General features: G+C 53.1%; 29 protein-coding genes. 22 read left to right on the plus strand and 7 right to left on the minus strand.

Annotated elements, in window-relative coordinates; genetic code table 11:
* Positions 1–88: 88 nt before the first annotated feature.
* The 4 genes from GVK32_RS21725 to GVK32_RS21740 all read right to left on the minus strand — a co-directional run bounded on the left by GVK32_RS21725 (position 89) and on the right by GVK32_RS21740 (position 2355).
* Positions 89–988: a hypothetical protein gene (locus GVK32_RS21725; RefSeq protein ID WP_159872264.1), complete on the minus strand. Its 900-nt coding sequence runs from the start codon at positions 986–988 to the stop codon at positions 89–91.
* A complete protein-coding gene (locus GVK32_RS21730) occupies positions 989–1681 on the minus strand; it encodes a GIY-YIG nuclease family protein (protein ID WP_159872266.1) in 693 nt (230 codons plus the stop codon).
* Between the two features lie 85 nt (positions 1682–1766).
* Complete coding sequence (locus GVK32_RS21735) at positions 1767–2087, minus strand: hypothetical protein (RefSeq protein ID WP_132510072.1); 321 nt, start codon at positions 2085–2087, stop codon at positions 1767–1769.
* Positions 2088–2127: 40 nt separating this feature from the next.
* Positions 2128–2355, minus strand: coding sequence for a Cro/Cl family transcriptional regulator (locus GVK32_RS21740; RefSeq protein WP_159872268.1), 228 nt, complete (start codon positions 2353–2355; stop codon positions 2128–2130).
* Positions 2356–2423: 68 nt separating this feature from the next.
* Here GVK32_RS21740 and GVK32_RS21745 point away from each other — a divergent pair, with 68 nt between their 5' ends.
* From GVK32_RS21745 to GVK32_RS21840, 22 genes are all read left to right on the plus strand, one after another.
* Positions 2424–3146, plus strand: coding sequence for an XRE family transcriptional regulator (locus GVK32_RS21745; protein WP_200842919.1), 723 nt, complete (start codon positions 2424–2426; stop codon positions 3144–3146).
* A gap of 250 nt (positions 3147–3396) precedes the next feature.
* Positions 3397–4233, plus strand: a complete 837-nt coding sequence (locus GVK32_RS21750; RefSeq protein WP_159989800.1) for a pentapeptide repeat-containing protein — start codon at positions 3397–3399, stop codon at positions 4231–4233.
* A 212-nt stretch (positions 4234–4445) separates the two neighbouring features.
* A complete protein-coding gene (locus tag GVK32_RS21755; RefSeq protein ID WP_135184513.1) occupies positions 4446–4640 on the plus strand; it encodes a hypothetical protein in 195 nt (64 codons plus the stop codon).
* A 78-nt stretch (positions 4641–4718) separates the two neighbouring features.
* Positions 4719–5114, plus strand: coding sequence for a hypothetical protein (locus GVK32_RS21760; protein WP_159872274.1), 396 nt, complete (start codon positions 4719–4721; stop codon positions 5112–5114).
* The gene (locus GVK32_RS28960) at positions 5108–5263 is read left to right on the plus strand and encodes a hypothetical protein (protein ID WP_200842920.1); all 156 of its coding nucleotides are present in this window, start codon (positions 5108–5110) and stop codon (positions 5261–5263) included. Before GVK32_RS21760 ends, GVK32_RS28960 begins: the two co-directional genes overlap by 7 nt.
* Positions 5247–5906, plus strand: a complete 660-nt coding sequence (exoX, locus tag GVK32_RS21765) for an exodeoxyribonuclease X (protein WP_159872276.1) — start codon at positions 5247–5249, stop codon at positions 5904–5906. The genes GVK32_RS28960 and exoX overlap by 17 nt, the downstream gene beginning before the upstream one ends.
* A 1-nt stretch (position 5907) precedes the next feature.
* Positions 5908–6576 carry an AAA family ATPase gene (locus GVK32_RS21770; RefSeq protein WP_159872278.1) on the plus strand — a complete coding sequence of 223 codons (669 nt, stop codon included), beginning with the start codon at positions 5908–5910 and terminating at the stop codon, positions 6574–6576.
* Between the two features lie 11 nt (positions 6577–6587).
* Positions 6588–7292 carry a hypothetical protein gene (locus GVK32_RS21775; RefSeq protein ID WP_159872280.1) on the plus strand — a complete coding sequence of 235 codons (705 nt, stop codon included), beginning with the start codon at positions 6588–6590 and terminating at the stop codon, positions 7290–7292.
* 15 nt (positions 7293–7307) lie between these two features.
* On the plus strand, positions 7308–7466 hold the full coding sequence (locus GVK32_RS21780; RefSeq protein WP_143966902.1) for a DUF1317 family protein: 159 nt from the start codon (positions 7308–7310) through the stop codon (positions 7464–7466).
* Positions 7463–8014, plus strand: coding sequence for a phage N-6-adenine-methyltransferase (locus GVK32_RS21785; protein WP_159872282.1), 552 nt, complete (start codon positions 7463–7465; stop codon positions 8012–8014). Before GVK32_RS21780 ends, GVK32_RS21785 begins: the two co-directional genes overlap by 4 nt.
* The gene (locus tag GVK32_RS21790) at positions 8011–8301 is read left to right on the plus strand and encodes a DUF4406 domain-containing protein (protein ID WP_159872284.1); all 291 of its coding nucleotides are present in this window, start codon (positions 8011–8013) and stop codon (positions 8299–8301) included. Before GVK32_RS21785 ends, GVK32_RS21790 begins: the two co-directional genes overlap by 4 nt.
* Positions 8298–8519 carry a hypothetical protein gene (locus GVK32_RS29260; protein WP_227697882.1) on the plus strand — a complete coding sequence of 74 codons (222 nt, stop codon included), beginning with the start codon at positions 8298–8300 and terminating at the stop codon, positions 8517–8519. Before GVK32_RS21790 ends, GVK32_RS29260 begins: the two co-directional genes overlap by 4 nt.
* The gene (locus GVK32_RS21795; protein ID WP_159872286.1) at positions 8516–9154 is read left to right on the plus strand and encodes a hypothetical protein; all 639 of its coding nucleotides are present in this window, start codon (positions 8516–8518) and stop codon (positions 9152–9154) included. The genes GVK32_RS29260 and GVK32_RS21795 overlap by 4 nt, the downstream gene beginning before the upstream one ends.
* Entirely contained in the window at positions 9151–9342 is a 192-nt protein-coding gene (locus GVK32_RS21800) for a DUF1382 family protein (RefSeq protein WP_159872288.1), read from the plus strand. The genes GVK32_RS21795 and GVK32_RS21800 overlap by 4 nt, the downstream gene beginning before the upstream one ends.
* Positions 9339–9557, plus strand: coding sequence for a TraR/DksA family transcriptional regulator (locus GVK32_RS21805; RefSeq protein WP_159872290.1), 219 nt, complete (start codon positions 9339–9341; stop codon positions 9555–9557). Before GVK32_RS21800 ends, GVK32_RS21805 begins: the two co-directional genes overlap by 4 nt.
* Before the next feature lie 3 nt (positions 9558–9560).
* Complete coding sequence (locus tag GVK32_RS21810) at positions 9561–9800, plus strand: DUF4222 domain-containing protein (RefSeq protein ID WP_085396540.1); 240 nt, start codon at positions 9561–9563, stop codon at positions 9798–9800.
* 13 nt (positions 9801–9813) lie between these two features.
* Positions 9814–10062, plus strand: coding sequence for an excisionase family protein (locus GVK32_RS21815; RefSeq protein ID WP_015584784.1), 249 nt, complete (start codon positions 9814–9816; stop codon positions 10060–10062).
* Between the two features lie 42 nt (positions 10063–10104).
* The gene (locus GVK32_RS21820; RefSeq protein ID WP_159872292.1) at positions 10105–11394 is read left to right on the plus strand and encodes a site-specific integrase; all 1290 of its coding nucleotides are present in this window, start codon (positions 10105–10107) and stop codon (positions 11392–11394) included.
* 258 nt (positions 11395–11652) lie between these two features.
* Positions 11653–12855, plus strand: a complete 1203-nt coding sequence (gene pncB, locus GVK32_RS21825) for a nicotinate phosphoribosyltransferase (protein WP_159872294.1) — start codon at positions 11653–11655, stop codon at positions 12853–12855.
* A gap of 165 nt (positions 12856–13020) precedes the next feature.
* Positions 13021–14421 (plus strand): asparagine--tRNA ligase, encoded by a 1401-nt coding sequence (asnS, locus tag GVK32_RS21830; RefSeq protein WP_041144812.1) that lies wholly within the window; start codon positions 13021–13023, stop codon positions 14419–14421.
* Positions 14422–15012: 591 nt separating this feature from the next.
* Positions 15013–16095, plus strand: a complete 1083-nt coding sequence (locus GVK32_RS21835) for a porin (protein ID WP_159872296.1) — start codon at positions 15013–15015, stop codon at positions 16093–16095.
* 191 nt (positions 16096–16286) lie between these two features.
* Positions 16287–17477, plus strand: coding sequence for an amino acid aminotransferase (locus GVK32_RS21840; protein WP_159872298.1), 1191 nt, complete (start codon positions 16287–16289; stop codon positions 17475–17477).
* Between the two features lie 65 nt (positions 17478–17542).
* Here GVK32_RS21840 and GVK32_RS21845 read toward each other — a convergent pair whose 3' ends face one another.
* The 3 genes from GVK32_RS21845 to ldtD all read right to left on the minus strand — a co-directional run bounded on the left by GVK32_RS21845 (position 17543) and on the right by ldtD (position 20850).
* Positions 17543–18190, minus strand: coding sequence for an MBL fold metallo-hydrolase (locus GVK32_RS21845; protein WP_159872300.1), 648 nt, complete (start codon positions 18188–18190; stop codon positions 17543–17545).
* 13 nt (positions 18191–18203) lie between these two features.
* Entirely contained in the window at positions 18204–18755 is a 552-nt protein-coding gene (locus tag GVK32_RS21850; RefSeq protein WP_041147566.1) for a YcbK family protein, read from the minus strand.
* Between the two features lie 304 nt (positions 18756–19059).
* Entirely contained in the window at positions 19060–20850 is a 1791-nt protein-coding gene (gene ldtD / locus GVK32_RS21855) for a L,D-transpeptidase (protein ID WP_159872302.1), read from the minus strand.
* Positions 20851–20860 lie beyond the last annotated feature (10 nt).

Genomic DNA, 20860 nt, shown 5'->3' on the forward strand with positions numbered 1-20860 from the left:
AGTTCGCAATTAGGGAACTGCTCAGGCGGATTGCTCAGGACTTCGAGCATTTTCTCGATGGTTGAGATTTTTTCTTCCAGTTCCATGATCAGTCCCTCGCCCATGATGGGATTTCAGTCTGCCCGTAGTCCTTCGCTGCAAAGTTTTCCGGCTGGCGCCCATTAGCAATCTTGCGTGGCGTCCGTGAAGACGCCTGCTTGTTCTGGTAGCTCAGTTTTTGGCTGGCGGTAATAAACCAGTTTTTCGGCTTTTCATGGCTGAATTCGATATCCAGCTTTTGCAGTTCGTACTGCAGGTCAATCAGCGGGTACAGGGCTAACCACGCCTGGTAGTCTTTGTGATTCAGGCGAACCACAGAACCTTCGAATGCGTATCGACTAGCCATCTGATGAACAGTTGCCTGCTCAGCCCCTTGGTCACCTTCGCAAGTCGCGGAAGGGGCTTGGGTGTTATCCAAGGAATCAGGATCAGGGTTAAGGGAATCAGGAATCAGGTTAAAGGAATCAGCAGGATTTAAATTGTTCTCCACTGATTCTTGCACCGTGCTTGCACTATGCTTTTCTGGTGCTCCTTTATTTTCAATGACTTCAGCTATTCCTGAATCCTTCTTGTCTTCCTCACTATCTTCCTTGCACTGTTCTTGTCCGGTGCTTCTATCGTTTTCAACTGGTTTTGGTATCTCACTAGCAGCTTCTTTGCAGTGTGGGTTCTGGTGCTTTTTCCAGTTAGAAATCTGAATGTATGAGTCCCCATTAACCTGATAGCGGTTAATGAATTTGTGCTGATGGAGTTGTTGCAGAAGAACGTCGCAATCAGCATCGTCAAAAGGGAGCACCATCACTTTTATCTTTTTTGGACGGTCATCCAGACGCCCTTCTTTGTCAGCAATAGTCCAGAGACCAGCAAACAGAATTCGAGCCAGAGGCTGACATTCTGCAAGCTCATCATTTGTGAAAAAGCCGGGCTTGATGTTTCGGGATCTGGCCATTTAAAACTCCAATGGTTTTTGAGGACCATACGCACCAGCCGCATTGCAGGCTTTAATGTGCGCACTTCTTTGTTGCTCAAATTCTGTAAGCATCGGTATTGCTCTGCCGTCCATGAAAACGATGGAGCACCCAAGGCGTTGGAAGTGATCAATGTAGGATTTTGCAATCTCGACCAGGCGCTTAGTCGCTGCGAACTTGCAGCCAAAAACGTGGAGGTCCAGGTCATCAAGCATCTCTTCCAGAGAGAACCTTTTTTCGGTTTCGAAGCAGACGACATTGAACCGGTCAGCAAGCTCTTCAGCTGACGATGTTCTACGGACTAACCCTGCAGCGCTGAACGCTTCTTCAACGTCTTCTCCAGAGCACTGGAAAAACTCTCTGCTCTGATTGATTCTGAAGTCAGACAGGTACTCATGAATGTCCTGCTCGTCCTGCTTTGGATTTTCTGAGAAATAGGCCTCGCTCACCTCAAACGGCGCCGGTATACCTGTTCCCTGAGATATCTGATTAGCCCGGAATTCAGGTTCATTTGTTGTCATCCCGATCTTGTAGATGCCTGGCATGTATGGGTTTGTCAGAACATAAACCCAGCCTTCACTACGAACCCCATCAGGGATATCGAGATGTGTCTGCACCTCTTTCTCCATTGATAACGGCAAAAACAATGTGTGAATCGTGTTGGGTTCTGCCATAATTACTCCTGTGAATTGATCCAGTTAATTCGCCTGAAAGCCGTTGGTGTGTCAGCACTGCGGCTTTCGTCTTTTCTACCCTTCATTAGTCCCATCCCAGCGGGCCAGGCCGCTTACGCTCAGCCCGTAATCCGATATCCGCCAGCGTCTCTACTGACTGCAGGTAATGCCGGGAAACAACTACCGCCTCAGGCGGGACAACCTGCAGACCCAAAACTGACAACTCTTTTGCTATGTCAGCGAAATGCCCTTCTCCTTTCCTGCGGCTGACTGTGGATTCACTGATACACAGCAGCTCTGCGTAAACCTTCTGCCCGATTGAAGAAAGGCGGTTGAGTAGAACCCCTTCCAGCTCAATCGGGTTGAGGATCGGCGGTTCTAACTTGCGAGCTATTGCACTTTCCATTTGTGATAGTTCCTCTGGTGTTGTTTGGAATAGCCGCCTTTTAGACGGCTTTTGGTTTGCTAACTTCCAAGATCTGATCGGCGGTGTACTGACCTTCAGAGGCGCTTGCTATCTTTTCCGCATACTTCGTCTCGCCTGTGTAGTCAGTTCTTGGAAGGCTGCCGCTACCGATCCATTTGTAAATGGCTCTCGGGGTGCGGCCACAAGCTTTAGCGACAACTGGTACGCGGATTTTCTTGATGATTTCGCTGAGGCTGGATGCTGCCATTTTTAATCCTCGAAAATGAACTGTAGGTACATATTATGTCGGAACTGATAGTTCACGCAAGTGGTATTATGATTGAACCCATGGTTCAGGAAGAAAAAGCGCGAAAAGAATTCTCCAAGAGGCTTGCGCTAGCCTGCGATAAAGCCGGTTTGCAGTCACATGGTCGTCAAGCTGATATAGCGAAGAGGATGAAATTGACACCGAAAGCGGTCAGCAAATGGTTTAACGGAGAGTCAATACCGAGACGTGGGACGCTGCAGGAATTGGCAGCGCTCATTGGCACGTCTTCATCCTTCCTCCTTGGTGACAGCCCATCTGATGGCATAGAGGCAGGCCACTTATCACAATCACCCGACAGCTTTAAAATCGATGTTCTAGATATTGCAATGAGTGCCGGCCCTGGGGTGGTCAATAGGGAGTTCGTTGAAGTGCTTCGCTCTGTGGAGTACGCCCCTGAAGATGCTCGCGCTATGTTCGATGGACGCAAGTCGGAAAACATCCGCATCATCAACGTTCGCGGCGACAGCATGTCGGGAACGATTGAGCCAGGAGATCTGCTGTTTGTCGACATCAGCATTAAGAGCTTCGATGGGGACGGTATTTACGCATTCCTGTACGATGAGACCGCGCATGTTAAGCGGCTTCAAAAGATGAAAGACAAGCTGCTGGTTATCTCAGACAACAAGAGCTACGCAGCATGGGACCCGATCGAGAAAGACGAAATGAACCGAGTTTTCGTGTTTGGGAAGATAATAGGAAGCATGCCGCAGACCTACCGCAAGCACGGATAGCCAATCTTTAATTCTCTAAAACGCCGGCTCTTCTCAAACGCCGGCGCCCTCCAAATAGATATTAATAAAAACTAAATATACTTAATGTTCATAGCGTTAAGTCTTAGTGAACTTTCAATTCAATTAAAATGTACTTTTGGTACTTTACAATGATGAACCATTAGTACATTATCAACTCATCCAAACAACACCGGCAACGCCGGGAAGTCGTAACAACGTTCCGTTAGCCGCGATAAGGCTTGAGGGTGAGATGAATACTTCAGATCTTCAGAAAATTTTAGACGAGCATAAGGTATGGGTTGAGTCCTTCCGCCTGCGCGGCGATCGTGCCGACCTGCGCGGTGCCAACCTGCGCGGTGCCAACCTGAGCGGTGCCAACCTGAGCAGTGCCAACCTGAGCAGTGCCAACCTGCGCGGTGCCAACCTGAGCGGTGCCAACCTGAGCGATGCCAACCTGAGCAGTGCCAACCTGCGCGGTGCCGACCTGCGCGGTGCCAACCTGTGCGGTGCCAACCTGAGCGGTGCCAACCTGAGCAGTGCCAACCTGCGCGGTGCCAACCTGAGCGGTGCCAACCTGAGCGATGCCAACCTGAGCAGTGCCAACCTGCGCGGTGCCAACCTGAGCGATGCCAACCTGAGCAGTGCCAACCTGCGCGGTGCCGACCTGAGCGGTGCCGACCTGTGCGGTGCCAACCTGAGCGGTGCCAACCTGAGCAGTGCCAACCTGCGCGGTGCCAACCTGAGCGGTGCCAACCTGAGCGATGCCAACCTGAGCAGTGCCAACCTGCGCGGTGCCGACCTGAGCGGTGCCGACCTGTGCGGTGCCAACCTGCCAGATCTCACCTTCATCATTATGGGCATGGAATACCCCATCACGATTACGAATGGAGAATATATCCGCGCCGGATGCCAGAACCACAAAATCGAAGACTGGCGCCAGTTTTCTAAACGAGACATTGCCGAAATGGACGGCCGCCGCGCGCTGAAGTTCTACCCTCGCCTGCTGGATGTTATCGACTTCTACATCAGCAAGGGTTCCCGTCCTGAATGGCTTAATGAGCCAGAATCTGCGGAGTGCGAAGAATGATCCGTGAAGAAGATAAATCCGAGTGGTTTAAGTTCCTGGCAAACGCGTTCGCAATCGTGGCCGGCGTTCTGGTGGTAAGTGCGTTATGTCTGCTTCCTGGCGGTGTCGCATGAGCAGAAACGGCATTCGTTCACTGACAATCGTCCTCCTGCTGATGATTCCGGTATGGGTGGCGGCATTCAAGTTTGTTGCGTCTCTATGGGAGGTATTTCATGGCTAAGCCAATTCCAAACAACGGTCGTGCAGTGATGATGCGCAACGCTAAAACTGGCGCCACCTGGAAGGTTTCTCGCGACTACCTGAACGAAACCTTCTGGTTCGAACCGCAGGGAAACTTACGGCATATCCGCCAGTGCTTTGAAGCGCGTGAGCTGCTGCCAAACCTGGTGCCGGCCGGAACGCACTAACCGGAACGCAAATTTAATTAAGCCATTAGGCAGCCAATACGGTGCCGGGATTTTCACAACCTTTTGGAGGGTTAAACCATGCAACCATTACCACGCTTAACCGCCGATCGTCTCGCCTCTTTACCTGCTGGCACCCGACTGAAACTCGGCGGCCACATCGTGAAACTGGTAGGTCGCGGGTCATTTACCAACTCAGCTGGCATCGCTCAGACCATGGTCGACTATGTCGATTCTCGCGGTGTGCAGGGCAGCTTTGAGGAAAAGATTTTCCTCTCTACTGCCACCGAACACCTCAACGCGGTTCAGTGCGAGCTCTGCTTCGCCCTGCGCCATCCGAAAGACTGCGTTGTCCGCTCCATCACTAATTACATGACCACCCGGCAGGCTCATTTCTGCGACGACAGCGGGTGTGCTGAGAAATATTTCATCAAACACCCCGGGCGCCAGAAAGCTGGACGGAGAACGAAATGGTAAGCCAACAAAACGGAATGCTGGCGCTGGCATGGGTGATCGTCGCCTTTGGCCTGCAGCCTGAAGACCTCGAAAGCGCCGCTAACCAGCTGGCTGAATTTGATGCAATTAACGACGCACACACGGAGATGAAAAATGTTGCGAGTCATTGATACCGAAACGACCAGCTTGGAAGGTAGCGTTCTGGAGATTGCCAGCGTGGATATCGTCGACGGCACTATCTGCAACCCAATGAGCGACTTTGTCCGCCCATTAGAGGCGATCAGCTTCGAAGCGATGGCGATACATCACATCACTGAAGATATGGTCGCTGACGCCCCACTGATTAACGAAGTGATTGGACGTTACCTGGGCGCTGATGCGTATGTTGCTCACAACGCAAAATTCGATAAGTCAAAGCTTCCCCAGATAGACGCTCCCTGGATTTGCACCCTGAAGCTGGCTCGCACCCAGTACCCGGAATTTGAGAGTCACGGTAACCAGTACATGCGTTACCGCCTGGGTTTGAAGCCTTATCTGCCAGAAGGCCTGTACGCGCATCGGGCGCTATACGACTGCTACGTAACCGCCGAGCTCCTGCTGTACATGGGCCGCCTGGCTAAGTGGACGATGGGAGAAATGCGCACCATCGCAAATAGCCCTTCGCTGATGAAGGCGATCCGATTCGGTAAGCACAAAGGCCTGTCCTTTGAAGAGATAGCAAAAGTCGATCCGGGTTATCTCCGCTGGCTGTCCAGTAACAGTGACGATGAAGACATTCTGTTCACCATCAAACACTGGTTGAAAGGAGCCTGATATGGGAACGCCTGTGCTCATTCTTGGCGATAGCGGCTCCGGCAAGTCGTACAGCCTGCGCAACTTCACGCCTGACGAAGTGATCCTGCTGCAATGCATTCCGAAGATGCTTCCGTACCGCGCCACTGGCTGGAAGCTGAACGGTAAAGAGTTACCGGATGGCTCTGTGCAGCGCGGAAACATCATCCGTTTTGATGCCTGGGATGCGGTACTGGATTCCATAAACCGCATGGTTCTTTCGAAGAATCGCCGGGTTCTGGTTATAGACGATTTTCAGGTCGTTATGCAGCACGAAAACATGATGCGCGCATACCAGACCGGATATCAGAAATATACCGAAATGGCCGATCACGTCTGGCAAATCATCATGGCGGCCACCCGGCTTCCGGATGACTTCCGGGTTTACTTCCTGGCTCATACCGAAGAGTCGGAAGGGAAAATCAGGATGAAGACCACCGGCAAGATGCTGAACGAAAAGCTTACGCCGGAGGGCTATTTTTCCATCGTCCTGCGAGCCATCAAGAAAGACGGGAAGCATGTTTTTTTGATTAAGGGTGACGACAACGACACCGCCAAAGCGCCGCCGGACCTGTTTCCGGGGCTAACAGAAATGGATAACGACCTGAAAGCCGTTGACGTCGCTATCACCGAATTTATGACCGAATTATAAGGATCACCACCATGAGCCAACCAATGTCTTTTGTATGGAACACCGAAGCAGCATCTATGGCTAAGAAAGCTGGCAGCACTGGCGGCATCAGCGAAACCGGCGCATATGAGGGTGTAATCGCCTCTGCAATTTACACCTTCGGAAAAGATGGTAGCCAGTCCCAGGCGCTTGAGCTGAGCCTTGATAGTAACGGAGCAAAAGCGAACTACCTTCGCATCAACTTTATCGGGAAAGATGGTCAGCAGACCTTCGGCATGGGCTTAATTTCGGCCATCCTCTGGGCTGCGCAAGTAAAGAACGCTCAACCTGAACAGATCCAGACTACTGAAGGCACTGAGTGGCATTGCCCTGCCCTGGAAGGTAAGAAAGTTGGCCTCTTCCTGCAGAAAGTCCTCTACTCCAAAGGTGACGGATCTGATGGCTATAAATTCGAGGTTCGCCATGTGTTCCAGCCAGGTACGCGTCGCACTTATGCAGAGCATAGCGAAAACGAGCCGGCAACAGCTATCAGTGCCCTTGAGCAGTCGATGAAAGACAAAGATGAGCGCGCTCCGGGCAACACGCAGTTCTCTGGCGGAGCGCGTCCGCAGGCAGGCGCAAACCCCTATACGCAAAACCCTAACTCAGTTCCAACCTCCAGACTTCAACAGGCTGCCAATCAGCATGCTCAGAACCGTCAAAACCCGCCTGATTTTGACGACGATATCCCGTTCTAGAGTTGGCAGGTGAGCATGAAACACGCTCAGGACGATATCAGGGTTGGCGCGGTGCGCCTTCCCTACCTGAAAGAAAAGAAAGGCTGGCTGACTCCGTGGGGCGATGTGGTTAGTAACCCGCTAAAAGCTCAGCGACTGGCTGAAGAGCTGGACATGAAAAGAGGTGCGCAATGACTGACTACACCGGAAGCAAAACACCTGTTGAGCAACGCAACCTTTGGCAGACGCCGATCCCTCTGTTCGTCGCTCTGGATGCTGAGTTTTGCCTGACACTGGACGCGGCCGCATCATCTGATAATGCGCTGTGCAACCGCTATATCACGGAACAGCAGAACACGCTGACTATCCCGTGGGCTGACTTCCTTGTGGCTCCCGGTTATGCATGGCTTAACCCACCGTACAGCGATATCACGCCCTTTGTTCAGAAGGCTGCAGCAGAATCCAAAAACCAGATCGGCACTGTGATGTTAGTTCCGGCTGATACGTCTGTCGGCTGGTTCCGGGAGGCTATTGCGACGGCCAGCGAAGTGCGATTCATCGTCGGCGGTCGCCTGGCTTTCATCAATCCGGTATCCGGGAAGCCTGTCAGCGGAAACAACAAAGGGTCAATGCTGATTATCTGGCATCCCTACCCGCGCACTCACTGCCAATTCACTACCGTTGAGCGTGATGCTCTGATGAGTTTCGGTGCCCGATTAATCACTAAGCGGGAGGCAGCATGAAAATTTACATCGCTGGGCCGATGACCGGCTTTCCCGAATTTAACCGCCCTTCCTTTCATGAAGCTGCTGCCGTACTCAAAAGTGACGGACATGTAGTGCTGAACCCCGCGACGCTTCCGGATGGGCTCAGTCAGTTCGAATACATGGATATATGTCTGGCCATGTTGCGATGTGCTCACGCCATCTACCTGCTTCATGGCTGGGAATTGTCTGCAGGCGCGCGAGCCGAACAAGCGCTGGCTGAAAAATTAAACCTTCAGCGGATTTATGAGGAGCCACTCCAATGACGCCAGAAGAGAAAGAAAACATCCTCCGCGCCCAGGCTCGTCGCTGCGCAGAAGAGCTAACCAAAGCGATGAGCGCAAAGCCTAAACCGAAGTGGAACGCTGTATGCCCCCCCATCCTTCGCAAGCACTACGAGAAGGTCCGGCCTATGGGCGTCAGTTTAGTCAAATTTGTCAGTGTTATTGGTCGGCTTAGCGGCCGCTATGGAGTGGAATCATGAAAGAACGCGGAATGATTTTTAACGGGGAGATGGTGCGGGCGCTGCTGGATGGTCGGAAGACGCAGACGCGCCGCCCCATCAAATGGAGGCAGACTCGTGCTACTGAAATCGCTGAGCGTGAAGACGGTAGTAAATGGCCCTGGAGCGAAGATGCAGAGAACGTATGCGATTACTGGCATCCGTGCCCGTTCGGCGCTGTCGGCGACCGTATCTGGGTGCGCGAGACGTTTCAGGGGCCGCTATTCGATTTCGACCTGATGGATATCTATTGCAAAGACTCAACTCCTTTTGAGACGCCAGAGTTTTGTGTTTACAAGGCTGACGGCGTGCCTGCGCCCGAGTTTTACGATGCCGATGATGAACTGCATTGCCGCTGGCGCCCATCAATCCATATGCCGCGCTGGGCCAGCCGCATCACGCTGGAAATCACCGATGTGCGCGTGGAGCGACTGAAGAGTATCAGTGACGTCGATGCGATACGCGAAGGGTGCAGTACCGCCGACATGAAGAGTGGCGATTGCGCAGCTGATGTGTTCGCGCGCCTGTGGGCATCAATCTACGGCTCAGATAGTTGGAATGCCAATCCCTGGGTTTGGGTCATTTCGTTTAAGCGCATTGAAGGCGGTGCAGCATGAACAGAGCCTCTCCCGTTGATTTAAGGAAATGCCTTGAAGCCGCAAATGGCCTCGCTCATATCGGTATCCGTTTTGTGCCGATCCCAGTTGCGACAGAGGAAGAGTTCCAGTCTCTGTCTGCCGAGCTTTCACGAAAACTTGAGCAGATGGCGATTGAAGCTGAAAAGAGTGAAGGCGGTCCAGCATGAGCGCAGAGATTATCGATCAGGCCAACGAACTCGAAGAGCTGCAGCGTGAAGCCGCCATAGCGAAGTATCGTATCGACCATAACGCAGTTTCGGCTATTCATTGTGTGGATTGCGGGGAAGGAATACCAGAAAGGCGCCGGGAGGCAGTGGCGGGATGTCAGCGCTGCGCCTCCTGCCAGGAAGAGGCTGAAGAACGCGGAAAGCATCGGAGGTGACAGGTGTTCAAGCTTATTCAGCGCGGCCAGATATTCGCAGATAGCCACGGATGGCCGGTGCTAATCCACAGTTGCGACAGCCAGACGGTGCGCTACTGGCGTCAGGGTCGGATCAACACGGCAAGCATTGACAGATTTAATACCGACTTCGAACCGCTCTCACCCGAAGAGGCGCACCAGATACGCGCCGAACTGGAGCAGAGTGAGCATATTAAAAAGCTGCGCGCCCAGCGCGCGGCCTGATTCAGGAGAGCTTATGAGCGACGTAATTCAACTGGTACCTAACAAGTGGGTTACAGAAAAAAAACTCACAGAAATTACCGGTCTTCGTTCTGGGACAATTGAAAGAGCCAGAAAGAACTCCTGGTTCGTTGGCCGAGAATATATGCATGTATCACCTGATGGTGATCCAAACCCGAACAGCCAATGTATGTATAACCTGGAAGCGATAAATCAGTGGATAGAGCGCCAGTCGTCGAAACAGCCAGGTGCTCATTCATGCTGAAAGCGATATTCTTAACATGCTCTTGGGCGCTAGGGAGGAAGAATGGCCAAATCGTCATATCCAACTGGCGTTGAGAACCATGGCGGATCGCTTCGTATATGGTTCATTTATCAAGGTGTCAGGGTCAGGGAAAACCTTGGCGTTCCTGATACACCAAAAAACAGAAAGACGGCAGGTGAGCTAAGAAGTTCAGTTTGTTTCGCAATCAAAATGGGTAACTTCAACTATGCCAGTCAGTTTCCCGAATCTCTTAACCTGAAAAAATTTGGGGTTGAGAAAAAGGAAATAACAGTAAAGGAAATAGCTGAGAAATGGCTTGAACTCAAACGGATTGAGATGAGCAGCAACGGATTTGTTGGTTATGAGTCCATTGTAAAAAACATGGTGCCAAGGATCGGCGCTGACAGGTTCATTTCCTCAGTTAACAGGGAGGATTTGCTGCTGATAAGAAAGGAACTTCTGACCGGGTGGAAGGTGCCTAAAAAAGGGCATAAACCATCAAAAGGAAGAACGGTACCCACCGTTAACAACTACATGACCACTATTTCAGGAATGTTCAGTTTTGCTGTAGCGAGTGGGTACACGGCAGAAAACCCGTTTAACGGTATATCAGCTTTGACAAGAAGTCGCCCAGACCCCGATCCTCTTTCGAGAGATGAGTTTCTTCGACTGCTTGATAGCTGCAAGCATACGCAGATCAGGAACATCTGGGCCCTTGCAGTATACACCGGCATTCGGCATGGGGAGTTGGTTTCACTTGCCTGGGAGGATATCGACCTGAAAGCGGGAACGATGATGATCAGGAGGAACTTTACCCCTACAAATGAATTTACCATGCCAAAAACTAAGGCTGGAACGAACAGAGTTGTTTTCCTGATTGAACCTGCAATAGAAGCACTCCGCAGTCAGGCAGAGATGACAAGGTTTGGTAAACAGCATGAAGTAGAAGTAAACCTACGGGAGTACGGGCGAAGGGAAAAGCACGAATGTACGTTTGTGTTTGATCCACGACTAACAGGGCGAAACTACCTTGCAGGGGACCATTATGCAGTCGGGTCGATAAAGAAAATTTGGGATGCTCATATAAAGCGGGCCGGTCTGAGACACCGAAACGCCTATCAAACGAGACATACTTACGCTTGCTGGTCTCTTTCAGCTGGCGCAAACCCGAACTTTATTGCCACACAAATGGGCCATGCCGATGCACAGATGGTTTATAAGGTTTACGGGAAATGGATGGCAGAGAAAAACACGGAACAGGTAGCGCTTTTGAACCAAAAACTATCTTATTTTGCCCCACCCCTGCCCCATGACATTGCATTGAATGATTAATATATAGATATATCATTATGTTACATGTGACCATGCTACATATTGATAACACAGGAGGCACAAAATGCGCTCGACCCGATGCAAAGCTTGTGGTGTGATCCGTGTTCAATATATTAAACTAGGCCTCGCAAATGACCGTCAGCGTCGCCATCGGCCTTCACTGCGGGACAGAGTCGGGGAATAAAGCTATACTCCGCCTCCTTTTTTCTGCTCAGGTTTTGATGGATACGCTCCAGTGAGAGGATGCTACTGCGCACCATGACACAATTCACTGCTCCTGTACTGCACTCGCTGCTTGATACGGATGCCTATAAACTGCACATGCAGCAGGCCGTGTTCCACCGCTATAACGAGGTACACGTTGCGGCGGAGTTCCGCTGCCGCGGGGATGATTTACTCGGCATCTATGCCGACGCGATTCGCGAACAGGTTGAGGCTATGCGCGACCTGAAGCTGCAGGACGATGAGTATCACTGGCTGTCGACCCTGCCGTTCTTTTCCGAGGATTACCTCGACTGGCTGCGCGACTTCCGCTACGACCCGCGACAGGTCACCGTCAGCAACGACAACGGCAAGCTGAACATTCGTCTATCCGGCCCCTGGCGCGAAGTCATTATGTGGGAAGTCCCGCTGCTGGCGGTGATCAGCGAGCTGGTTCATCACTACCGTTCGCCGGAAATCGGCGTTGAGCTGGCGCTGGAGACCCTCGAGCGCAAGCTGAGCGACTTCAGGGAAATCACCGCCGATATCGATATGAGCCGCTTCCGCCTGATGGACTTCGGTACCCGTCGTCGCTTCTCGCGCGAGGTCCAGCAGGCTATCGTCAAACGCCTGCAGCAGGAGCCGTGGTTTACCGGCACCAGCAACTACGACCTGGCGCGTCGCCTGCATCTTACGCCGATGGGTACCCAGGCCCATGAGTGGTTCCAGGCCCATCAGCAGATCAGCCCAAGCCTTGCCAGCAGCCAGCGCGTGGCCCTTGCCGCCTGGCTGGAAGAGTATCCGGACCAGCTGGGCATTGCCCTGACCGACTGTATTACGATGGATGCCTTCCTGCGTGATTTCGGCCCGGAATTCGCCGAACGCTATCAGGGGCTGCGCCACGACTCCGGAGACCCGGTGGAATGGGGCGAGAAAGCCATTGCCCATTATCAGAAACTGGGTATCGACCCGCTGAGTAAGGTGCTGGTCTTCTCCGATAACCTCGACCTGACGAAAGCCGTCGATCTCTATCGTCACTTCTCATCACGGGTGAATCTCAGCTTTGGCATCGGAACGCGCTTAACCTGCGATATTCCACAGGTTAAGCCGCTCAATATCGTGATAAAGCTGGTGGAGTGCAACGGCAAGCCGGTGGCCAAGCTCTCAGATAGCCCTGGCAAGACCATCTGTCACGATAAGGCATTCGTGCGCGCCCTGCGCGAAGCCTTCGACCTGCCGCCGATCAAAAAGGCCAGTTAATCACCACAAGGAGCCGTTCTGGCTCCTTGTTCTTTATTTATTTCCGAAAACTCCCTCTCGCGGTGCGAAATCTGCTTGTCTGACGGAAGATGACAGGTAACATAGATATCCCCCATTGCAGGGGGAAACAGATATTTTTATTGGACTACGAATAGAGAGACTATTATGAGCGTTGTGCCTGTAGCCGACGTACTCCAGGGCCGTGTTGCGGTTGACAGCGAAGTCACCGTCCGCGGATGGGTACGTACCCGCCGAGATTCAAAAGCTGGCTTTTCCTTCCTGGCCGTCTATGACGGTTCCTGCTTTGATCCTGTACAGGCCGTCATTAGTAATTCTCTTCCCAATTACAATCAGGAAGTGCTGCGTCTGACGACCGGCTGCTCGGTCATCGTCACCGGTAAAGTCGTGGCATCTCAGGGCCAGGGCCAGAGCTTCGAAATTCAGGCTAGCAGCGTAGAAGTTACCGGCTGGGTCGAAGATCCGGATACCTACCCGATGGCGGCCAAGCGCCACAGCATCGAGTATCTGCGCGAAGTCGCCCACCTGCGTCCGCGTACCAACCTGATTGGCGCGGTTGCCCGCGTGCGTCATACCCTGGCGCAGGCGCTGCATCGTTTCTTTGACGAGCAGGGCTTCTTCTGGGTTTCTACTCCGCTGATCACCGCCTCTGATACCGAAGGCGCAGGCGAAATGTTCCGCGTCTCGACGCTGGATCTGGAAAACCTGCCGCGTAACGACCAGGGCAAAGTAGATTTCGATAAGGATTTCTTCGGCAAAGAGTCGTTCCTTACCGTTTCAGGCCAGCTGAACGGTGAAACCTACGCCTGCGCGCTGTCGAAAATCTACACCTTCGGCCCGACCTTCCGTGCGGAAAACTCCAACACCAGCCGCCATCTGGCGGAGTTCTGGATGCTGGAGCCGGAAGTGGCCTTCGCCAGCCTGAACGATGTGGCGGGCCTGGCGGAAGCAATGCTGAAGTACGTCTTCAAGGCCGTACTGGAAGAGCGCGCGGACGACATGAAATTCTTCGCCGAGCGCGTGGATAAAGATGCGGTCGACCGCCTCGAGCGTTTCGTCTCTGCCGATTTCGCCCAGGTCGATTATACCGACGCGGTCACGATCCTCGAAAACTGCGGCAAGCAGTTCGAAAACCCGGTGTACTGGGGCGTCGACCTCTCTTCCGAGCACGAGCGCTACCTGGCAGAAGAGCACTTCAAAGCGCCGGTGGTGGTAAAAAACTATCCGAAAGACATTAAGGCGTTCTACATGCGCCTTAACGAAGACGGCAAAACCGTCGCCGCAATGGACGTTCTGGCACCGGGGATCGGTGAAATTATCGGTGGTTCACAGCGTGAAGAGCGCCTGGACGTGCTTGACGCACGTATGGCGGAAATGGGTCTTAATAAAGAAGACTACTGGTGGTATCGCGACCTGCGTCGCTACGGCACCGTTCCGCACTCCGGCTTCGGCCTGGGCTTTGAGCGTCTGATTGCCTACGTCACCGGCGTTCAGAACGTTCGCGACGTGATTGCGTTCCCGCGTACTCCGCGCAGCGCGACATTCTGATTTTTATTCCCGCTTTGCAAAAAGGGTCAGCGTAAGCTGGCCCTTTTTTATGTCAGTTATTGTTAACAAATATCTAGAAATTTAAACATCAACCCTTTCACGTCACATTTATGTTACTCACTATTTCGAGATCCTCCGAAACAAGAAAGCGCACCTTATGTTCATTCTTCGGTGAAATGCCTGATTATTTTGCTCATTTTTTAACCACCCACCGCACAACATGCAAAGACAAATGCTGAGTGAAAAAAAAGCGAAATCCAGCCATAAAATGCACAAATCGCCACTTATCTAAATTAATCATAATTAATTCATATAGATATATAAGACGTGGTGATTTTGCGCACAAAGTGGAACGGAATTTTGATTGAGTTCACAAAGTTCCCAAAAATTCACACTTTGTTACACACGCTTTCTTATTGTTACCAATATGCGACATTGGTAGCATTTTCAGGGTAGCGAAACGCTGGCTCGGATGGAAAGATGCCTTCAGACACCAAACTATCATCAATGGTTCTGTAAATTTTCATTGACAGAATGTATTGGCGGCAGTGGCAAGTGTTCATATAAAAATACTAATGAGGGTAATAAATAATGATGAAGCGCAATATTCTGGCAGTGGTAATCCCTGCTCTGCTGGTAGCCGGTGCAGCGAATGCTGCAGAAATCTATAACAAAAACGGCAACAAACTGGACTTTTACGGGAAAATGGTTGGCGAGCACATTTGGACGACAAATGGCGACACCAACAGCTCCGACACCACCTATGCACGTATCGGCCTGAAGGGTGAAACCCAGATCAACGATCAGCTGACCGGTTACGGCCAGTGGGAATACAACATGGATGCGTCCAACGTTGAAGGTTCCCAGGGGACTAAAACCCGTCTGGCATTCGCAGGCCTGAAGGCTGGTGAATACGGTTCATTCGACTACGGCCGTAACTACGGTGCCATCTATGACGTTGAAGCTGCAACCGATATGCTGGTTGAGTGGGGCGGCGACGGCTGGAACTACACCGACAACTTCATGACTGGCCGTACCAACGGCGTTGCTACCTACCGTAACTCTGACTTCTTCGGTCTGGTTGACGGCCTGAGCTTCGCGCTGCAGTACCAGGGTAAAAACGACGCAAGCCGTGCTATCCAGAAACAAAATGGCGACGGCGTCAGCACCTCTGCAACCTACGCATTCGAAAACGGTATTGCGCTGTCTGCAGGCTACGCGAGCTCTAACCGCAGCATCGATCAGAAAGCTGATGGCAACGGTGACAAAGCTGAAGCATGGGCAACCTCCGCTAAGTACGATGCAAACAACGTCTATGCGGCAGTGATGTACTCCCAGACTTACAACATGACTCCGGAAAACCAGGCTAACTACTTCGCTGGCAAAACTCAGAACTTTGAAGCCGTTGCTCAGTACCAGTTCGACTTCGGTCTGCGTCCGTCCGTTGGCTACGTTCAGACCAAAGGCAAAGACCTGCAGGGCCGCGCTGGCTTCTCCGGCGGCGATGCTGACCTGGTTAAATACGTAGAGCTGGGTACCTGGTACTACTTCAACAAGAACATGAACGTCTACGCAGCATACAAATTCAACCTGCTGGACGACAACGAATACACCAAAACTGCTGGCGTAGCCACCGACGACCAGGCTGCAGTGGGTATCGTTTACCAGTTCTAAGTTTTAATCAGTACACCCCTTCGTGATATGCCTAAAAAGCAGGACTTCGGTCCTGCTTTTCTACGTTACTAAGGCAAAGATCGTAACTTTGGAAAACCTTCGCGCTTTTTGTCGCAAACGGTTGGCAATTGGTCATTCTCCCGTTACCCTGATAGCGGAACTCCCTTCAGTAATCACAATGGAACCTCGTCATGTTTGAGAACATTACTGCCGCCCCTGCCGACCCTATTCTGGGCCTGGCCGATCTGTTTCGTGCCGATGACCGTCCTACAAAAATTAACCTCGGGATTGGCGTTTATAAAGATGAAACGGGTAAAACCCCGGTCCTGACCAGCGTGAAGAAGGCAGAGCAATATCTGCTGGAGAATGAGACCACAAAAAATTATCTGGGTATCGACGGTATTCCGGAATTTGGTCAATGCACGCAGGAGCTGCTGTTCGGTAAAGGAAGCGCTATCATCAGCGACAGGCGTGCGCGTACCGCCCAGACCCCTGGCGGTACCGGTGCCCTGCGCGTTGCCGCCGACTTCCTTGCCAAAAATACCGACGTTAAGCGCGTTTGGGTGAGTAATCCGAGCTGGCCGAACCACAAGAGCGTATTCAATTCCGCCGGCCTCGAGGTTAGCGAGTACACCTACTACGATGCGACTAGCCGCACGCTCGACTTTGCCGGCCTGCTGGCAAGCCTCAATGAAGCTCAGGCGGGTGACGTTGTTCTGTTCCACGGCTGCTGCCACAACCCAACCGGTATCGATCCAACGCTGGAGCAGTGGCAACAGCTGGCACAGCTCTCCGTTGACAAGGGCTGGCTGCCGCTGTTCGACTTCGCCTACCAGGGCTTTGCCCGCGGTCTGGAAGAAGATGCCGAAGGCCTGCGCGCCTTTGCCGCGCTGCACAAAGAACTGCTGGTTGCCAGCTCCTACTCGAAGAACTTCGGCCTGTACAATGAGCGCGTTGGCGCCTGTACGCTGGTCGCGAGCGATAGCGACACCGTTGACCGCGCGTTCAGCCAGATGAAGTCAGCGATCCGCGCTAACTACTCCAACCCGCCGGCGCACGGCGCTGCCGTTGTGGCGACGATCCTCAGCAACGATGCGCTGCGCGCTATCTGGGAGCAGGAGCTGACCGACATGCGCCAGCGCATTCAGCGCATGCGCCTGCTGTTCGTCAATACCCTGCAGGAAAAAGGTGCTGACCGCGACTTCTCCTTCATCATTAAGCAAAACGGCATGTTCTCGTTTAGCGGCCTGACCAAAGAGCAGGTTCTGCGCCTGCGCGAAGAGTTCGCTATTTACGCCGTGGCATCCGGGCGTATCAACGTTGCCGGCATGACGCCGGACAACATGGCGCCGCTGTGTGAAGCGATCGTCGCCGTACTGTAACGCCGCAGAACCCTAAAAAAGAAGGCCGCATTTGCGGCCTTTTTTGTATTTAGCGTCCGGCATGGTTACCAGACCGGCATTTCATCCTGCAGGAAAGGATTGCGCAAACGCTCATGACCCAGCGTTGACATCGGCCCGTGGCCAGGGATAAACGTCACGTCATCACCCAAAGGCAACAGCTTGCGTTTAATCGCGTCGATCAGCTGTCCGTGGTCGCCGCGCGGGAAGTCGCTACGCCCGACGCCACCTTTGAAGATAACGTCGCCGGAAACCAGCAGCCGCGACGCGTCATCGAAGAAAACAACGTGTCCCGGCGTATGGCCCGGGCAATGCAGAACCTGCAGAGAAACGTTCCCCACGCTGACGACATCACCTTCATTGAGCCAGCGGTCAGGATGCAGCGGCTGGCAATCCTCCAGGCCGAACATCCGGCTTTGCGCAGGGAGTCCTTCCAGCCAGAACTCATCTTCTTTTTCCGGCCCGATAATCGGCACGCCGTAATGTTGCGCCAGCTCGGCAGCCGCACCAACGTGGTCGAGATGACCGTGAGTGAGCAAAATCTGCATCAGGCTAACGCCTGCTGCCGTCACTTCCTGTTTGATTCGCTCTGCATCACCGCCGGGATCGACCAGCGCAGCAAGTCGGGTTTGCTCACACCAGATTAAAGAGCAGTTCTGGGCGAACGCGGTAACCGGAATAATACGATAGTTCATGACGCTCCTTTCGTTACCAGTGCCTTACGGGACCGGTATCAATATGCACAAAGTTGCTACGTGGGTAGTATCCTACACCACCCGCGCCCATAGATAACGCCGCTTTGCGAACATTGCTCAACGAAATGCCTTCAATATGAAAATCCATGGCCTGGCCTTTAGTGTGGTAGCTATGTTTAGCCACACCACGGCTTCGTGCACGTAGCTCATCGTTGGTATCGAGGGAACGATAGCCGGAGATAAGCTGGACAGGCTTACTGGTGCCAAGTAATCCCTGCAGGCGATAAAGATGATCGAATAAGCTCGGATCGATGGACTTTATTTTATTCGCGCGGAAATCACGGAAGAAATGGTTAAGTCTTGCTAATTCATCCTGAATATAGCCTCTGCCATCGAAGAACTCCGCCTTGAGTGATTCACCGGTATGCAGGTTATTCAGCGTCAAAATACGCGGTCGGGGGGTCGAGAGGGTGGCAAATGCCGGCGCAGGCAAAATGGCTGCTGCACCTAGCGCAGCGCCACCTAGCGCCAGCAGTTTGCGGCGATTAGCGTCAAATTTGTCCATGATAATCAGGTCTACAAGTAAATGAATCGAAATATACACGCCATCCTTCAAGCTGCTTCTTTATTGGTGACGTCTACTCCCCCGCGCACTTACCCAAGTAAGCGTCAGGAGGTTCCCAGACCTATCACCTCAATGCAGTTTTAATGGTGTTGTGTAATATGCACTTCTGGCGCACGAAAGGCACCTTACCGGGCATTATTGCCAACGTCAAGGCGGCCTAACCCCAGTGAAAACAGGCCCTGTAGACGAACAGCGCCTGTTTTCACCCAGAGTTAGGACAACAATATCCGTTGAACTACTTCATTTACCTGATTAATTGTTCAGCTTTTGCCAGAATTTGTGCGCCAGATCGCGCGGTGAGATCGTAATTGTAAATATCTGTTCTATATTGTGTGCGTCCATCAGCGCCAACAAAGGCGGTGAGATAATAAAGATTCACCGGGATATTGTTGCGGATATTCACATAGCGGGTATCGCCCTGCTTAAGCGCGGCGGAAATTCGCGTATCGTTCCAGCCCGCATCCTGCAGCAGCATATTTGCCAGCTCGGAGGCCTTATTCACACGCACGCAGCCGGAGCTCAGCGCCCGCACGTCCTTCTGGAACAGATTGTGGTTCGGCGTATCGTGCAGATAGATAGCGTCAGAGCTCGGCATGTTGAATTTGTAACGCCCCAGCGAGTTGCGTGCGCCCGGAGCCTGCTGGAAGCGGAACGGAAGATTGTTCTCGGTGATGGTCGACCAGTCTACGCGATAAGGGTCAATCGCCTCTTTGCTGTTCCAGCCGCGCATCAGGGTATAGCCATGCTGCTCAAGATAGCCTGGATCGTTGCGCACCTTCGGCAGAATATCTTTGCGCGCCAGCGTCGGCGGCACGTTCCACGGCGGATTGACCACCACGTTATTCAGCGCGCTGCTCATCATCGGCGTTTTACGGTCCGGACGACCGACGATCACCCGCGATGCCAGCACCTGGCTACCGTCCAGGTAATAGACCAGCGAAAAGGCCGGAATATTCACCATAATGCCGGTCGACAGCTTGCCAGGCAGCAGGCGCAAGCGCTGAATGTTGAGCGCCACCACCCCGGCACGCTGCGCCGCGGAGACGTTCAGCCCATCGCGCGTAGATTGTCCGATCACGCCGTCCGCGCCCAGCCCCTGCCAGGCCTGAAAGCGCTTTACGCCCTCAACCAGCTGGCGATCGTAAATGCCGCGGGCGGCCGGCTTACTTTTCTTGCCCGCCGACGGGCTGACAACATCGCCAGGGAGGGTAATTTTCGCCGAATCATCCAGCATGCCGGTACGCTGTAATATCTCGCGCAGCGCGCCGATATCATTACTCCACTCGCCAGGACGCAGCGATGCGCTGCCGGTCAGCTGCGGCCACGGGCGCGAATCGGCCACCAGCTGCAGCAGAGCCTGATGCATCGCTTCATACTGCGGATGACGCGGCGTGAGCCCGGCAATAAACTGCGGCAAAGAGCCGTTGTCCAGCGCCAGCTGCCACTGATTTATGACCGATAGCGGCGGCGTGGCCATGGTGTAGGGTTTGGTTCCGTAGAGCCAGCGGTTGCCCTGAATCGGAATACCGCTAATAAAATGCAGGTAGCCCATCATGGCGTCGGACAGCACGACATCACGCGCCATTCCGCTCACCGCGGGATCGGTCAGCAGGCTCACCCAGGTGGTGAACTGCGGCTGGAAACCGGCGATAGCGACTTCGGCCAGCTGCTGCTGAAACGCCTGCACCGCCTCACGGCTATCCCACATCGGTTTCATATCCCTGGCCGCATACAGCGAGACCAGCGGATTCATAAAGACAGGCTTATAGCCTGCGGGAAGCAACGCTTCAATCTCAGCCCGGCTTTTCGCGGCGACCTCGGTCGCCAGGGGCTGCTCGCCGGCCATTTTCGCCACCGTGGCAGACTGGCCGTTGTTTTGGATCAGCGCCGACGAGAGCTCTCCCAGCGTGGCGGAACTGTCCGTGGGTACGACTTCAGGCTCTTCGGCCTGGACATTGAACAGTGGAGCAAATGCAAAAGCCAGGCTCAAGCTCAGCGCCGACAATTGACGACCATACCGTTTCTTTAGCAACATCCCTTGCCCC

The sequence above is a fragment of the Klebsiella sp. 18074 genome, assembly GCF_902705905.1.
GTDB lineage: Bacteria > Pseudomonadota > Gammaproteobacteria > Enterobacterales > Enterobacteriaceae > Klebsiella > Klebsiella terrigena.